The 18,537-nt window shown below is 50.5% G+C and carries 5 protein-coding genes; 4 read left to right on the top strand and 1 reads right to left on the bottom strand.

Annotation, left to right across the window (positions count from 1 at the left end; translation table 11 throughout):
* Nucleotides 1–82: 82 nt before the first annotated feature.
* The 3 genes from LRP50_RS15955 (at nucleotide 83) to LRP50_RS15945 (ending at nucleotide 16,356) form a co-directional block, all read left to right on the top strand.
* The gene (locus LRP50_RS15955) at nucleotides 83–15,208 is read left to right on the top strand and encodes a VCBS domain-containing protein (RefSeq protein ID WP_274165457.1); all 15,126 of its coding nucleotides are present in this window, start codon (nucleotides 83–85) and stop codon (nucleotides 15,206–15,208) included.
* A 169-nt stretch (nucleotides 15,209–15,377) separates the two neighbouring features.
* Nucleotides 15,378–15,998 (top strand): thiol:disulfide interchange protein DsbA/DsbL, encoded by a 621-nt coding sequence (locus tag LRP50_RS15950; protein ID WP_274165456.1) that lies wholly within the window; start codon nucleotides 15,378–15,380, stop codon nucleotides 15,996–15,998.
* 49 nt (nucleotides 15,999–16,047) lie between these two features.
* Complete coding sequence (locus LRP50_RS15945; protein WP_274165455.1) at nucleotides 16,048–16,356, top strand: antibiotic biosynthesis monooxygenase family protein; 309 nt, start codon at nucleotides 16,048–16,050, stop codon at nucleotides 16,354–16,356.
* 73 nt (nucleotides 16,357–16,429) lie between these two features.
* Here the strand turns inward: LRP50_RS15945 and metC are convergent, their stop codons facing one another.
* Nucleotides 16,430–17,617 carry a cystathionine beta-lyase gene (gene metC / locus LRP50_RS15940; protein ID WP_274165454.1) on the bottom strand — a complete coding sequence of 396 codons (1,188 nt, stop codon included), beginning with the start codon at nucleotides 17,615–17,617 and terminating at the stop codon, nucleotides 16,430–16,432.
* A gap of 271 nt (nucleotides 17,618–17,888) precedes the next feature.
* On the opposite strand from metC, the gene LRP50_RS15935 reads away from it, so the two are divergent.
* Nucleotides 17,889–18,537 (top strand): phosphate/phosphite/phosphonate ABC transporter substrate-binding protein (locus tag LRP50_RS15935; protein ID WP_274165453.1); only part of this gene is annotated, 649 nt, incomplete at its 3' end.

Raw genomic sequence — 18,537 nt, 5'->3', positions numbered from 1 at the left:
GTTTGTGTACTAAATTTAACCAGCAAAGCAATTTTGATTCTTATGGTTCAATTTTGAACCTAACTGTTAATGGGAGATTTCAATGGCTATCACTTTGGTTCTCAGTCAGGTCGTTGGGCAAGCTTTTGTGGTTAAACCAAGCGGTGAGATGACACCTGCGGCGCGTGGTGTGCAGATAAACAGTGGCGATGTGATTTCTGTACCAAACGGTAAGAATGCTTGGCTGGTGACTGATGATGGTGAACAAGTTGATGTGCTCGACGATGCTCTTCTATTAAATGATGAAGGTTTCAATAGCTTAGAATTGCCATCTGATGTGAATGCCATTATTGAAGCGTTAGAAAAAGGCGATGACCCAACACAAATCGACGGCACTGAAACGGCGGCGGGCGAAGAGCTCAGCAGTTCAACTTCTGGCCCTCAAGTAATCATTGAAGCAAATAGCTCTCGCGGTAGCATCAGCAGCATTGAAATGTTTGATACAAAGGGGCTTGTTGAGTCTGGTCTCACATCGGCACAGGCAGAAGAACTGACCTCAGCGCGTTACGCCAGTTTGCTTGATCGCTCCTCTAAAAACGACAGTAATCCTAACAGCGATCAAACAGACAGTGACGCTAACATCGCGGCTGAGATCTCGGGCGATTTAGCCGTTAACATTGAAGATGGCGATGTGTTGCAAGCGTCAGGCACCCTGACCTCATCGGATGCTGATGGCCAAGACAACCTGTTTATCGCGGAAACGGTTCAAACAAGACGTGGTGAACTTACCATTGATAGTGATGGAACATGGAACTACACCAGCACAGATCCCACTGGTGCCATCAAAGGGCTACACGAAGGCGATACGCTAACGGAATACGCTACTGTGCGTGCTGCAGATGGCACAGAGCAACGGATCGCGATCACCTTTGAAGGCAAAGATGACAGCGCAGTTTTCTCAGCAATGACCAGCGCTGACATCCGAGAAAGTGATGACACCATGACGGCGCGAGGCTCCCTCAATGTCTCTGACCCAGATTGGGGCGAATCCTTCATGCAACCAGGAGAGTTTGAAGGTGATTGGGGGACACTCTCCATTGATAGAGCGGGTAACTGGTCATATGAAGTGGATAATACCCATCAATCGTCGATTAATGGATTGACTGACGGCGAAAAAATCACCGACACGATTACTGTCTATTCTGTCGATGGCACCGAAACACAAATCACGCTGACAATTAACGGTGTCAATGATGATGCGCTCATCGCTGGTGATATTACGTCGACAGTTTCCGATAACGGCGGCACCATTTCCACGTCTGGCAGCCTAACCTCGTCCGATGTCGATGGTAACGACAATACCTTCATTGCAGAGACGATTGCCACAACACGTGGGCAACTCACGATTGATGAAGGTGGTAATTGGACCTATACCAGCACGGACCCCACCGGCGCTATCCAGCGCCTACCTGACGGCGAAACCTTAACGGAAGTTGTTACCGTTCGTGCTGAAGATGGCACTTCACAGCAGCTTGTTATCACCATCGAAGGCATTAACAATTCCCCCGTGTTCTCGGCAACCACCACGCAAGACGTTTATGAAACCAATGACGTCGTTAGCGTCAATGGGTCAATAAACATCTCCGACGCTGATTATCAAGAAGCATTCATGTTGGCGGGCACGTACTTGGGTGACTTGGGCTCGGTCAGCATTGATCGTGCTGGTAATTGGACCTACACCTCTGACCCATCACAAAGCGCTGCACTAGACACACTAAAAGGCGGCGAACAGCGAGTCGATACGATCACCGTGAGATCGTTAGACGGCACGGAAACTGACATTCTCGTCACTATCATCGGCACTAATGATCCCGCTCAAATTGCGGGAGACGTTGTCGGCACAGTGGTTGAGGCCGATGGTGCAATGTCTACCTCAGGTCAATTAACGTCAACCGATATCGATGGCAATGACAATACGTTCACACCGCAAACTATCGAAGGGCGCTGGGGTGAAGTCACCATCAATGCCGACGGAAGTTGGACCTACTCGACGTCTGGTGATGTGCGCGCAATTGACCGACTGGGCCAAGGTGACCAACTCACCGATACCATCAATATCCGCGCAGAAGATGGCACAGTGCAAAGCCTCACGATCACCATTGAAGGCACCAATGATGTTCCAACTTTTGGTGCAATGACAGACGTGTCTATCAACGAGGGAGATGGGCAATTATCGACTTCAGGCAGTGTTAACGTCACCGATGTGGATGCAGACGAAGGGACGTTCCAAGCTGACACCATTGCTGGAGAGTTTGGCACCCTCACCATAGACACCGCAGGGAATTGGACTTACACCACTGACACAGCCCACAATGACGCCATTGATGCGCTAGATACAGGCGATCTGATGCCTGACGTTATTACCGTCTATTCGCAAGATGGTACGCCATTAGATATCACCATCACCATCATAGGAACCGATGACCTACCCGTTGTAAGTGGAGAGTTTAGCGGTTCGTTAACCGAAACCGACACTGAAGAAGCGCTTACGGTCGACGGTACGATCAGCATTTCAGATATCGATGCCGAAGACACGCCGACGTTCGAGAACACACGCATCGAAGGCGATTATGGCGAACTGGTTCTCACAGATGGAAGCTGGACGTACACACTTAACCAAGAAGCAGCCAGTGCTCTCAACACTGGCGAAGTCGACACTGACGTTATCACGCTCACCGCCAGCGATGGTACCCAACAAAACATTGTTATTAGCATTACAGGCACTGACCAAGATCCTGTTCTTCAAGGCGATACCATTGGTGCAGTGAACGATGGCGAGGGTCTGACCGCTACGGGGACGATCCAAATTATCGACCCAGATACTGGTGACTCGCCAACATTACAAAATGGCACCGTCGATGGCAGTTACGGTTCATTGGAGCTCGTCGATGGAGAATGGACTTACACACTCGATCCCGACAGTGTTGCTTCTTTGCCTGAAGGCGGAACAACAACTGACACTATCACCGTCACCGCATCAGACGGCTCTACGCACGACATCACAATAACTATCACGGGCACGGACCAAGAACCCGTGCTCACTGGCAGCACAAGTGGCGCTATCACAGAAGGCAATGGCTCGCTCACTGCGACGGGAACGGTTGACTTAGTCGACGTCGACACTGGCGAAAACCCAACGCTGCCTAATGGCACAACGGATGGGCAATACGGTTCACTCACGCTTATTGAAGGTAGCTGGACATACACGCTTGACCCTGACCTTGCGCAATACCTCGATGAAGGGCAAACCACCACTGACACCATTAGTATCACTGCTTCAGACGGCACAGTACATGACATCGTTATCACGATTACGGGAAGCGAAGATGCCGCAGAACTTAGCGGCAATGTGAGTGGTAATGTGACGGACGAATCAGGCTCGCTATCAGCAAGTGGTAGCCTCTCCATTAATGACCCTGATACCAACGACACCCCTACGCTTCCTGATGCCAATACACAAGGTCAGTACGGTTCATTCAGCATGGTGGATGGCAACTGGACTTATACCCTCGACCCTGAGCTCGCAGAAGAAATTGGCGCTGGCGTTCAAGTCACCGACACCATCACAATTACAGATTCGATGGGCGGCACACATGAGCTTTTGATAAATGTCACGGGAACCGATGATGCCGCTGAACTCACCGGCGATACAACAGGTTCACTGACTGAAGGCACTGATATTTCGACATCAGGTACGGTGTCATTGGTTGACCCCGATACGGGCGACAATACTGAAATTGAAAACACGACAGTGTCAGGACAGTTTGGGTCGCTTACGCTGGCAGACGGCGAATGGACGTACACCCTGAATCCGGGTGCAGCTCAATCTCTTGGCGAAAACGAAAGCACAACCGACACCATTACGCTCACTGATTCCAAAGGCACAGAGCATAGTATTGTGATCACGATTGAAGGCACTGATGATGCGCCTGTCGTCAGTGGTGACTTTAGCGGCAGCGTTACAACAACCATTGATTCTGATATCACGATCAACAACGTGTTTGTACTCGGTGACGATATCGACGTGGATGGCGAGGACTTCAATCAAGGTTCACAGCCGGATAGCATGCACTTTGACTCAGCAGGCTTTAGCGCCACCGTCACAGACAGCGATGGAATACTAAATAACTCCGCCAACCAAACCATTGATATTGATGGTCAATCCTATCCGCTGTCTGTCACCGCAACCGTTGAATACACCGATGCCTATGACAATGTATTCACGATGGGTGTGTTGTCCATCGATAACGGTGACGGAAGTAACACAACTGTTCTTGTTCAAATCGACGGCCCAGACATTCTGCCCGGCACAGAGCTTAACCTCGTTGAAAACTCGTATTCCGAAGTCAATGCCATCAATTACTTGGATGTCACTGGCGCCATCACAGCAACAGGCACCGTTTCTATTTCGGATGCCGATGCTAACGATTCACCTGAATTTGCGAATACAACCATCGAAGGCGAGTACGGTTCATTAAGCTTGGTCGATGGCGAATGGACTTACACACTTGATCCGAGCAAAGCACAAGGCATTCCAGGCGGCGAAACCGTCAATGAAAACTTCACGCTAACCGCGTCGGATAACACACAAGCTCAAATTACCATTTCAGTCGAAGGCACCGACGATGCAGCAGTCGTCACGGGCGACTTGAGCGCGTCTGTTGCTGAAGGCGGCGATGCGTCTGTCTCCGGCTCTATCAACATCAGTGACCCTGATGCATCCGTGCAACCCACCCTTGAAAATGGCACGGTCGAAGGTGAATACGGCAGCCTAACACTGACGGACGGCGAGTGGACCTACACGGTCAACCCTGACAATGCACAATCTCTCGGTGACGGCGATGCCGCCACCGACACCATTACAGTGACGGCCTCTGACGGATCTGAGCATCAGATATCGGTCACGGTGACAGGCAGCGATGATGCCTCTGTGGTCACTGGCGTGACCACGGGCGGCATTGATTTAGGCGCAGACACGCCAGAAACCAGTGTCTCTGGCACGCTCTCTATCACTGACGTGGATGACGGCGACACACCAAGCTTTGACAATGTCTCTATCGACGGCGATTACGGTACCTTCACGCTGACTGACGGTAACTGGACCTACACGGTTGATCCGTCTAAAGCCGACGCACTGAACGACAACCAGACCGAGCAAGAAGTGTTCACCCTGACCGCCTCGGATGGCACGGTGCAACAAATCACAGTGGATGTAACAGGTGCAGATGATGCAGCGGTTATCACGGGTGATAGCACCGCGAGCATCACTGAAGATGCCGGCGCACAAACAGCCTCTGGCACCATTACGATCACCGATGCAGACACGGGTGACACGCCCACTATTCCGAATGGCACCTTGGCGGGTGAATACGGGTCGTTAACGCTCGTCGATGGCGCTTGGACGTACACCGCTGACAGCGCATCCATTCAATCACTGGCTGACGGCGATACCGCGACGGACACCATCACGGTGACTGCATCAGATGGCACCACGCAAGACATCGTCATTACCATCACGGGTACTGACGATGCTGCTGTGGTGACAGGCGATACGACAGGCAACACCACGGATCAAGGCACCTCGGTATCTGGCTCTATCAGCATCAGTGACGTGGATAACGGTGAAAACCCAACCATCGATAACATCACCATCGAAGGGGAATACGGTAGCCTTACACTCACTGACGGCGAGTGGACGTACACGGTTAACGCCGAAAACGCACAGACCCTGCCAGACGGGGAATCGGCAAACGACACCTTCACCCTCACAGCATCTGATGGCTCAACCCATCAGATCACGGTGACCGTGGAAGGCACCGACGATGCCGCTGTCGTCACGGGCGACTTGAGCGCGTCTGTTGCTGAAGGCGGCGATGCGTCTGTCTCCGGATCAATCAACATCAGCGACCCAGATGCGGCAGTACAACCGACCCTTGAAAACGGCACGGTGGAAGGTGAATACGGTAGCCTCACACTGACTGACGGTGAATGGACCTACACGGTTAACCCTGACAATGCACAGTCTCTCGGTGACGGCGATTCAGCCACAGACACCATCACGGTGACAGCTTCTGACGGCTCTGAGCATCAGATATCGGTCACGGTAACAGGCAGCGATGATGCCTCTGTGGTCACGGGTGTGACCTCGGGTGGCATTGATTTAGGCGCAGACACGCCTCAAACCAGTGTCTCTGGCACGCTCTCTATCACTGACGTGGATGACGGCGACACACCAAGCTTTGACAATGTATCGATCGAAGGCGATTACGGTACCTTCATGCTGACTGACGGCAACTGGACCTACACGGTTGATCCGTCTAAAGCGGATACACTGAACGACAACCAGACCGAGCAAGAAACCTTCACACTGACGGCGTCGGATGGCACGGTGCAACAAATCACAGTGGATGTGACAGGCACCGACGATGCGGCAGTGGTCTCTGGTAATTTCACCGCGAGCATCACTGAAGATACTGGTGCGCAAACAGCCTCTGGCACCATCACCATTACCGATGTTGATACCGGTGACACGCCCACCATTCCAAATGGCACCTTGGCAGGTGAATACGGGTCGTTAACGCTTGTCGATGGAGCTTGGACATACACCGCTGACAGCGCATCGATCCAATCGCTCGCTGACGGTGATACCGCAACCGACACCATCACGGTCACCGCATCAGACGGCACCACCCAAGACATCGTGATTACTATTACGGGTACGGATGATGCCGCTGTCGTCACAGGCGACACGGCTGGCAACACCACGGACCAAGGCACGTCTGTGTCGGGCTCTATCAGCATCAGTGATGTGGATAACGGTGAAAACCCAACCATCAGTAATACCACGATTGAAGGCGAATACGGTAGCCTCACGCTAACTGACGGCGAGTGGACGTACACGGTTAACCCCGAAAACGCACAAACCTTACCGGACGGCGAATCAGCAAACGACACCTTCACCCTCACAGCATCTGATGGGTCAACTCATCAAATCACGTTAACCGTTGAAGGCACCGATGATGCAGCGGTCGTCACTGGCGACCTCAGCGCCAGTGTGGCAGAAGGCGGCGATGCCTCAGTTTCTGGCTCAATCAACATCAGCGACCCTGATGCGGCAGTGCAACCTACCCTTGAAAACGGCACGGTGGAAGGCGAATACGGCAGCCTGACACTGACGGACGGTGAATGGACCTACACGGTTAACCCTGACAATGCACAGTCTCTCGGTGACGGCGATTCCGCCACCGACACCATTACAGTGACGGCTTCTGACGGCTCTGAGTACCAAATCACCATCACGGTGACGGGCAGCGATGATGCCTCTGTGGTCACTGGCGTAACAACGGGCGGTATTGATTTAGGCGCAGACACGCCAGAAACCAGTGTCTCTGGCACGCTCTCTATCACTGATGTCGATGACGGCGACACACCAAACTTCGACAATGTCTCTCTCGACGGCGATTACGGTACCTTCACGCTGACTGACGGTAACTGGACCTACACGGTCGATCCGTCCAAAGCCGATGCACTGAATGACAATCAAACCGAGCAAGAAACCTTCACACTGACGGCGTCGGACGGCACGGTGCAGCAAATTACGGTGGATGTGACAGGCACCGACGATGCGGCAGTGGTCTCTGGTAATTTCACCGCGAGCATCACTGAAGATACGGGCGCACAAACAGCCTCTGGCACCATCACGATAACCGATGCAGACACTGGCGACACGCCAACCATTCCAAATGGCACCTTGGCAGGTGAATACGGGTCGTTAACGCTTGTCGATGGAGCGTGGACATACACCGCTGACAGCGCATCGATCCAATCGCTCGCTGACGGTGATACCGCGACGGACACCATCACGGTCACCGCATCAGACGGCACCACCCAAGACATCGTGATTACTATCACAGGCACAAATGATGCCGCTGTCATTGAAGGCAATACGTCAGGGACGATCACTGAAGATTCGGGCGCACAAACCGCGACGGGCACCATCACGATCACCGATGCGGACACGGGTGAAACACCGACCATTCCGAATGGCACCTTAGTGGGAGAGTACGGCTCGTTATCCTTGATTGATGGCGCATGGACGTACACCGCTGACAGCGCGTCGATCCAATCGCTGGCAGATGGCGATACCGCAACCGACACCATCACGGTGACAGCGTCGGACGGCACCACGCAAGACATCGTAATTACTATCACGGGTACTGACGATGCAGCGGTCATTGAAGGCAATACGTCAGGGGCGATCACTGAAGATTCAGGCGCACAAACGGCCTCAGGCACCATCACCATTACCGATGCTGATTCAGGTGAAACACCGACCATTCCGAATGGCACCTTGGCGGGAGAGTACGGCTCGTTGACTCTCGTCGATGGCGCATGGACGTACACCGCTGACAGCGCATCCATTCAATCGCTGGCAGACGGCGATACCGCAACCGACACCATCACGGTGACAGCGTCGGATGGCACCACCCAAGATATTGTCATCACCATCACTGGTACTGACGATGCGGCGGTCATTTCCGGTGAAACATCAGGTGCAATAACTGAAGACTCCGGCGCACAAACTGCCTCAGGCACCATCACCATCACCGATGCGGACACGGGTGAAACACCAACTATTCCTAATGGCACCTTGCCGGGCGAATACGGGTCGTTAACGCTTGTCGATGGCGCGTGGACATACACCGCTGACAGCGCGTCGATCCAATCGCTGGCTGACGGTGATACCGCGACTGACACCATCACGGTGACAGCGTCGGATGGCACAACGCAAGACATCGTCATCACCATTACAGGTACCGACGATGCGGCGGAAATTTCGGGTACAACGACAGGGACTGTCACTGAAGGGGATATCGGTGATGTCGCAACGGCAACCGGCGAACTGAATATTGTCGACCCTGATGGTGAGCCAGTGAACTTCCCTGATGCAAATGTTAACGGCGAATACGGTAGCTTGTCGTTAGTGGATGGCGCATGGACATACACACTCGATCAAGAAGCAGCACAATCGCTCAATCAAGACCAAGAAGTGAGTGACACCATTACGGTGACAGCATCGGATGGCACAACGCAAGACATCGTCATTGCGGTGACAGGTACTAATGATGCCGCCGAGGTGAGTGGTACGACAACAGGTGAGATTGTAGCTCCCCAAAATGTTGAACCAGAATTTTACACAGTGTCAGGCGTGTTCGTCATGGATGAAGGTTACTCCTTTACCAGTGGTGACATGCAATATCTTGGTGCGCATCCGCCGACGCTCGATTTCCAACAATCTGCCACCACGGTGAAGTTCTTTGATGATGATGCCACCATGCACGGTGATGACATCGTCAACGAAACACCTGATGACACAAACCAATACATTGAGTTGAATGGCCAACAGTATATCGCCAACTTCGACTACACCATGGAATACACAGACAGCAGCGGTAATGTGTATTCCTTCGCCATTATCGATATTGATTTGGATGGCGACGGCGGACATGGGTCTGATAGCCAAGAGCAAGGCAATATTATTGTTCAGCTTTCAGGCCCTGAAATTCAACCAGGTACACAGTTGGATTACGTTCCAGACTCTATAGTCCGTGACGGCAACATGTCTTACGATGATTTGCCTACGGTCGCTCCTGTCACTACCTCTGGCACCATCACAATCAGTGATGCTGACTCAGCCGACAATCCAACCTTGCCAAACACCACTGTTGAAGGTGAATACGGTTCCTTAACACTGGTCGACGGCGAGTGGACGTATACCCTGGATCAAGAAAAGGCGAAGTCCATCGGGGCGGATGAAACAGAAACTGACGTCATCACTATTACCGCGTCAGACGGCTCAACCCACGACATAACCATCACGCTAACAGGCTCGGATGACGCCGCGGAAATTTCCGGCACAACGACAGGGACTGTCACTGAAGGGGATATCGGTGATGTTGCCACCGCCACGGGCGAAATCAGCATTGTCGATCCTGATGGCAACCCCGTGAATTTCCCTGATGCGAATGTCAGCGGCGAATACGGTAGCTTGTCGTTAGTAGATGGTGCGTGGACATACACACTCGATCAAGAAGCAGCCCAATCACTCAACCAAGACCAACAAGTGACGGATACTATTACTGTTACAGCGTCAGATGGTTCGACTCAAGACATCACGATCACCGTCACCGGCACAAACGATGCCGCTGAAGTATCAGGCACATTTACTGCAAGTGTCGATACTGATGGCTTCAGTTTGAATGCGTCTGAAAGTGGAAACATTCAGGCTGGTGATGCAGCAACCGGCGATAGCAATGGCGCTTGGACGACAACCACAACCACCATCGATGGTGTACCTTACGTCATCTCGACGTCGTTTGGGTACGACGGCACCACCATCATTTCACGTGTCGAAGATGATGGTTCATTGACAGAAACAGACCGTATTTCCTACGACAGTTCTGCAGGCACAGTCACATCCACATCAAGTGGTGATATCACAGATGTGATTGAAAATGCGGGTGTTTCTGTGGGCGCAATGGGGAACGGATTGACACAATCGAATGTGTCTAACATTGATGGCCAAGACACATTGTTCCTGACATCACAGAACAGCGGCTCTCTCTCAGCATGGGAAATCTCTAGTGATGGCACATTGTCACTCAATGGTGGCCTCACCTTCGGTAACTCACAGACAGGCATTGTCCGTGAAAACGTGACCTTTGAAGCGGATGATGGCACAGAGTATGTCTTCGTCGCTCGCCCTCAAGGGGACTCAGTCGACACGCTTACCTATAACCCTGAAACGGGCGAATTCGCTGAAACAGGCAATTCGATCGCGGCTGGTGACATCGTGTCAGGGGTCGATATTATTACTGTTGATGGCCAGACCTTCCTTGCTTCTAGCAGTAATGACGGCATCAATATCTATTCCGTTGACAGTGCCACAGGGAACTTGACGCTCGTCGACAGCCAGTCTCTTGATCTAAGCGATGGGAATTCCGTTAACTTCTATCAAACAGGTGATGGCACGACATACGCTATTGCATCAAGCGATGGCAGCGATAACGCCTCCATATTTGAAGTTGGAGCGAACGGTTCAATGACGCTGACTGACACCGTCTCTGGTGGTGGTGCGTATATGTCATCTGCAGGATACGTCGATGGCGAACCTGTCTTTGTGATGCCAAACGCAACGGAAGGGGTTGATCTCTATACCATCAATGACTCGGGCGATTTGGTGCTTCAGACCACAATCACTGGCATTGAAAATGACAAGACACCACCGGTTATTGTTCAAACATCCGATGGAAGTTACTACCTTGTCGATGGCGATGGTCAATCAACAACGGTCAAACTCGACTTTGGCAACGACTCAGACATTACGGTGTCTGGCACACTCAGTATTTCCGATGCAGACAGCGATGATTCGCCATCCTTTGAAAACACCACTGTCGAAGGAGAATACGGAACACTTACCCTCACCGATGGTGTATGGACTTACACGGTAGATGAAGCGAAATCGCAATCTATCGGGGAAGACCAGGTCGAAACCGACACCATCACACTGACAGCGACTGATGGCACAACCCAAGACATCGTTATCTCAGTCACGGGCTCAAACGATGCCTCTGAAATCACGGGCGATACCACAGGTAGCATCACTGAAGATGTGGGCGCACAAAGCGTCTCTGGCTCACTCAACATTGTTGACCCAGACACGAACGAAACGCCAACCTTCACAAACGAAACCATCGCCGGTGAATACGGCTCACTGACCATGGTCGATGGCGAGTGGACCTACACCGTAGACGCTGACACCGTTCAGTCGCTCGCTGAAGGCGAAGCCGCCACTGACACCATCACAGTCACGGCGTCTGACGGCACCTCACAAGACATTGAAATTAGTCTAACGGGTACTGACGATGCTGCTGTTGTCACTGGTGATACCTCGGCATCAGTCACAGCCAACAGCACGCAGAGTCACACGATTGGCAATGCGTTTGTCACGGATCAAAATGTCGATTATGAAAGTGGCTCTTTCGTCACATGGAGTTTCCCGCCGGAGCTTAACTTCAGTGATAGCGGTGTCTCCGTTCAAATTGTTGATAACGATGGTCAACTCAACAGTGATGACAGCCAGAACGAAACGAGCGAAGACAAAACGCAGTCCATTATTTTGGACGGTGAAGATTACAGCGTAAACGTAGATTACTCTCTCACCTATGAAGATGGAGCGGGTAACACTTACACCTTTGCAGTCGTCGATGTCGACATGAACGGTGATGGCAGCAATGCCGTTAGTGGTGCAGAAAGCGGAAAAGTGTTGATTCAATTGGATGGACCTGAAATCACACCGGAAACGTCATTGAGCCTGGTGCCTGATTCATACCAGAACATTAGCAGTCTCGAGTATTCAGACATTGAGGAAGCTGCAACGGTCTCCGGTACGCTGAATATCTCTGATGTGGATGCGGCAGAAGCGCCAGCCTTCGAAAACACAACCATTGAAGGCGAATATGGATCCCTGACACTGATTGACGGTGAATGGACATATACCGTCGATACCGAGAAAGCACAGTCTTTAGGAGAAGATCAAACTGCGACAGATACCATCACACTGACCGCTACCGATGGCACCACACAAAACATTGAAATCACAGTGTCGGGTGTTGACGAAACCGCGGTGGTGAGCGGTGACACGACAGGCAACATTTCTATTGTTGATCAAACAACCGTCGAGACATCTGTCACTCGCGGAAGCGAGGGGATGTGGGAAACCAACGGTGGTGATTCAATGACGCTGGACTTTAGTCACGTAGCAACCAGCGCAACTTATGACAACGCCGTCGGTTACTACGTGCTTGATGCGGAAGGCAATGTACTCAGAGCGGAAGTCATCTTTGATAACGCACATGGCGTCACCAGTGCAACAGCAGATATCAACACCCAAGGCGGAGAGAAAGTTGGCCTGTTTATTATCCCTGATGGTGATACGAGAGGCTTTGATGCTGGCGAAGTCACACTGAGCTTCGGCAGCAACGGCGTCACGGCATATCAGGGTTCCGCATCAGGCACGACCTTGGTCTCGGAGTCATCGAAAAATGGTAACGGCTTCGACTACGAATCCAACTCTGGCAGTAGTTCTTCGTGGGAAGACATCGTCGGGGGAGGAGATCGCGACTTCAATGATGTGACCTTTACGGTCAATGCAAGTCAAAGCGTCGAGCAAAGCATCACCACCAGCGGTTCACTCACCATTTCCGATGTTGATGCTGGTGATAACCCTATCTTGCCCAATACGACGGTACAAGGCGAGTTCGGTACCTTGGTACTGACCGATGGTAACTGGACATACACCTTTGATGAGAGTAAATCCGATCAGATTGATGATGAAACACTAGACACCATAACCATCACTGATTCTGAAGGCGGTCAACACGAAGTAGTCATCACCATTCAGGGCACAGATGACGCCCCTACAGTCACAGGGGCATTCACAGGTGCAGTGACGGAAGGAGATTTTGGAGACGAAATCAAAGTCAGTGGCAGCATTGCCATTAGCGACGTAGACGCAGAAGACGCACCAGAGTTTCTCGATACCACCGTGGAAGGTAGCTACGGCACTCTAACATTGGTGGATGGCGTTTGGACGTACGAATTGGATGACGTGAAAGCGGAGGTCTTATCAAGCACTGACAGTGTCAACGATACCATCGCACTCACCGCAACCGACGGTACGGTGCAAAACATCAACATTTCCATTTCGGGTACCGATGATAACCCATTTGTCGTTGGCACAAATAGCGCTGCGATTGTCGCACCCGATTCTGCTACGCAGGATTATGTCGACATCAACAACGCCTTTATCCTCGGAGATGGCTATAACTTTTCCGGTGGTGACATGCAGTACTACGGAAACGAACCGACACTAACGTTCAATGATTCGGGTTCAACCATCCGTATCTTCGACACAGACAGCCAAATGCATGGTGACATCTATTCAAATGAGTATGTATACGATTCATCTCAGAAAGTGGAGATCAATGGCGTTCTTTATACTGCCACTTATGACTACCAGCTAGATTACCAAGATAGTGGCGGTAACGTTTACTCTTTTGCCGTGTTGGATGTTGATCTCAACAACAATAGCAACTTCATGGACGACACCAACGAGCAAGGCAAAATAATCATCCAGATTGATGGCCCCACTATCGCTCCAGGCACGTCCATGGATTACATTCGTGATACGCCCAATCAGCCAAGCTCCATGTCTTATGCCGACTTTGCTGACGGTGCTACCGCCTCTCTGGCAGCGCAGGGTTCGCTTTCGATTCTTGACCCAGACACCAATGATGTCCAAGCATCTTTTGCGAATACGACGGTTACGGGACAGTACGGTTCATTGGAATTGGTCGATGGCAACTGGACTTACACACTTGACCCACGTTCTACACCATCATTGGGCGACAATGATACCGTTACAGAAGTCATCACGCTCACCGCAACCAACGGTGCTCAAACCGATGTGAGTGTGACCATAGGAGGTTCTGAAAATGCAATATCACACGCCTCACTAAATGGTGTTAGCGAATCTCTTGCGGATGTCATTTCACTCGATGATGTCACCTTCTCTGGTAGTGATGGCAACGACCGTGTTGCAGGAGGAGTCGGTGATGACCTTATATTGGGGAACAATGGTAATGACATCATTCACGGAAATTTGGGGAATGACATCATTGACGGCGGCCTCGGTGACGACCTTATCTTTGGTGGGCAAGGCAACGATATTATGGCGGGTGGCGCAGGTTCTGACACATTTGCGTTCCTTAACGGTGACCAAGGCACCGCAAACGCTCCCACTGTCGATCATATTGCTGACTTTGACACCTCACAAGATGCCATTAACTTGTCCGACCTAATGCAAGCAGAACCATCAGAGTCCCTAGATAGCTTCCTATCATTAATTGACGATGGTGAAGGTCATGCAATGCTTAACATTTCCTCAAATGGCGACGGCAACGTCGACCAACAAGTGGTATTTGACAACATGAGTGTGGAAGACATGGCAGACGCCTACAGTGTTGATATTGTCGGTATGTCATCAGAACAAATTAGCTCTTCAGTGATCGATGCAATGATTATGCAAAGCAAAATGATCGTCGACTAGTTACACCGATAATAATAAGAGCCTAGCGCTACACGTTTGCCAGTCAGTCCCTCTGACTGGCTTTTTTTCGTATGTCTCACGCATGCATAATTACCAGACTCAGGTATAATCTTCTGCTCATGAAATTTAATCAGCTTGCTAAAGACCAAGCGAAAGTGAAGACCAACACATGAAACTGACACGACTGCTTTTACCCCTTTTTGCCGCATTGGCGCTTACTGCATGCAGCGAAAATGCACCATCGAATTCAGACAAGTACACGACACTTGAGACCCCTGTTCAAATTGAGAACCTGCCGGTGGTTACTGAAGTGTTTAGCCTATCATGCGGTCACTGCCGCTCAATGGAAGACGCTATTCCAGCTATTGAAGCTGCCGCGGGGGTTAACATCGGCAAGGCTCATGTCACCTTCAACGAAAGCGCGACTTTCTCTGCGTTAATTTACTATGCGGCGATCTCTCAATCCGATGGTAAACCTTCAAAAGCATTGGTGGAGGCGTTATTCAAATATGTTCAAGAACAACAAACCGATGACGCTGAACAGAATAAAGTCATTCTTAGTCAAATATTTGAACAATTTGGACTCACCAGTCCTTACGCGCTAAGTGAAGCTCAACAAGCCAAGTTATTTGCAGCCATTGAGCGTGCAGACCAAATAACCACAGAATCTGGCATCGTGTCTGTACCCACATTCCTTGTCAACGGCAAATATGTGGTGAATACCAGTGCTCATAACAGTGCCGATGAGCTAGCAGTAACCCTCAAAATGCTGATGAACAAAGACAAGTAAAAACACGCAAAATAGCGGATTCTGAGTTAACTATTTTCAAGGAGTGAAAATGATATTAGAAGTGGCGATATTGAACGTGGTTCCAGGCCAAGAAGCCGACTTTGAGTCTGCATTTTCCTGCGCTCAGAAAATCATCGCGGCACAACGTGGTTATGTTAGCCATGAAGTACGCCGTTGCATGGAAAACGCTAGCCGATATGTGTTGTTGGTGAACTGGGAAACACTGGAAGATCACACTGAAGGGTTCCGCCAGTCGGAAGGGTATTTGGAATGGAAAGCGCTCCTACATCATTTTTATGACCCATTTCCCACAGTCGAGCACTATGAGCCCGTGCCTAGCTTGAAAACATGCAACTGAGAACATGAGTCTCTAAACGAAAAAAACGGCGCCGACGCGCCGTTTTCTTTTCTCTCATCGCACACGTAAAGGGCTACTTGATGCGATCAAAGCCTGCTTCTAAATCAGCAATAAGATCGTCAACGTCTTCCAAACCAATGTGTACCCTCACCAACGTACCTTCAAAATCCACAGGGCCAACTGGACGAATGGCATTGAGCTCCTCGGGTTGATTCGCCAATACCAATGATTCGTAGCCGCCCCAAGAATACGCCATGCTGAAGTGTGTGAAATTATCTAAGTAATTCGCAATTTGTTCGTCAGTTAACTTCTCATTCAATATGAATGAAAAAAGTCCGCAACTTCCAGAAAAATCACGTTGATAATTCTCATGCCCGATGGATTCTGGCAATGCTGGATGATTCACTCGCGCCACTTCCGGACGGGCACTTAACCACTGTGCGACAGCAATACTGCTTTCGTGATGTTGTTTCAATCGCACACCCAAAGTACGAAGGCCACGAGAAGCCACATACGCCGTATCCGCGTCGACCATTTGCCCCATCAAATATGAGCGTTCGCGTAAGCGTTCCCAACAACGTTCATTCGCAACAGCAGTACCGATCATCGCATCAGAATGACCAACAATATATTTGGTACCTGCTTGCACGGAAATATCAATGTCATGCTCCAGCGCATGAAACAAAACACCGGCAGTCCATGTATTATCAATGATAATCACCACATCGGATTTAACCGCTCGCACTGCACTGACAATACTTGGAATGTCCGGCACTTCCATGGTGATTGAATTCGGTGTTTCAAGAAACACAACCGCAGTGTCCGAAGTCATTAGCTTGGCAACTTCTGCGCCTTGCATCGGGTCATAATAGGTTGTCGAAACACCCATATCGGCCAGAATCGTATTGCAAAAAGCCTGAGTTGGCTCGTAGGCACCGCCAGTCATTAAGACATTGTCACCGGTTTTAACAAACGACAAAATACTGTTTGCAATGGCTGCCGAGCCGCACGGATACAACACACAACCTTTTCCACCTTCAAGTTCTGCCATCGCATCCTGAAAAGCGAAGTGAGTGAGCGTGCCACGACGACCATAAAATAGTTCGCGCTCTCCGCGATGTTTCGTCGCATGCTTTTTTTGCTGAACAGAATCAAAAACAATCGATGACGCTCGCTGAATCACGCTATTCACACTGCCTTGGCAGTATTTCTTATTGCGCCCTACCGACACCAATTTTGTGTTCAGTTTCTCTGATGACATGAAATCTCCCTTTCAAACCCGTCCGTCGTCAAATTGACGGTCTCAGCACTCAAAAAACAAGCCACAAAGAGTACATGAGAATAGTGAAATTTGCAGCGTCCAATCCCGACACCATCCATATTGTGGACGTAAAGGATCGAGGCGACGTTAGCCATAATCATCTCAGTGCTCACAGTGCAATCAAAATATACAAGATAACTGTGGCTGACACATCGCATAACAAGAACACTGTACTATAGTTAAGACATTATTTCTTTTGTGGATATTTGCAATGAGATCAAACAGTAACCGTCATAGTGCCTCATTAATTAGCCTATCTCGAAGAATTCTATCAGCGCTACTTATTTGGGCAGCCATAACGGTTCCCACGTACGCTGACGATCACCAAAAGAATTCGGATACGATCGTCTTTGGCATTGTTCCTCAACAGTCATCATCTAAGCTCATTCGCACTTGGAGCCCTGTCATGGCGAAAGTCAGTGAACTCACGGGGTTAAAAATCCGCTTTGCCACAGCACCCAACATTCCTGAATTTGAAAAACGATTGGCTGCTGGCGACTACGATCTGGCTTATATGAACCCTTACCACTTTACCGTGTTTAATCAATCCCCCGGCTACAAGGCCATTGCGCATGCAAAAGACAAGCGCATTAAAGGCATTTTGGTGGTTAGCAAAAGCGATGGCATCAGTACGCTAGAGGATTTGGAAGGTAAGGAAGTTGCGTTTCCCGCTCCCGCCGCTTTTGCCGCCACGCTGCTAACACAAGCCGTTTTAAAGAACCAAGGGATCACCTTTATTCCTCGCTACGTCGGCTCTCACGACTCTTCCTACCTTGCCGTGTCCGATGGGCTGTTCTCTGCAGGCGGCGGAATTGTTAGAACGTTGAACGCGACACCTGATACAACACGGAAAAAATTGG

The sequence above is a fragment of the Enterovibrio gelatinilyticus genome, from assembly GCF_028683095.1.
GTDB lineage: Bacteria > Pseudomonadota > Gammaproteobacteria > Enterobacterales > Vibrionaceae > Enterovibrio > Enterovibrio gelatinilyticus.
Note: the sequence above shows the minus strand (reverse complement) of the source record. Positions and strands in the feature narration are given on the sequence as shown.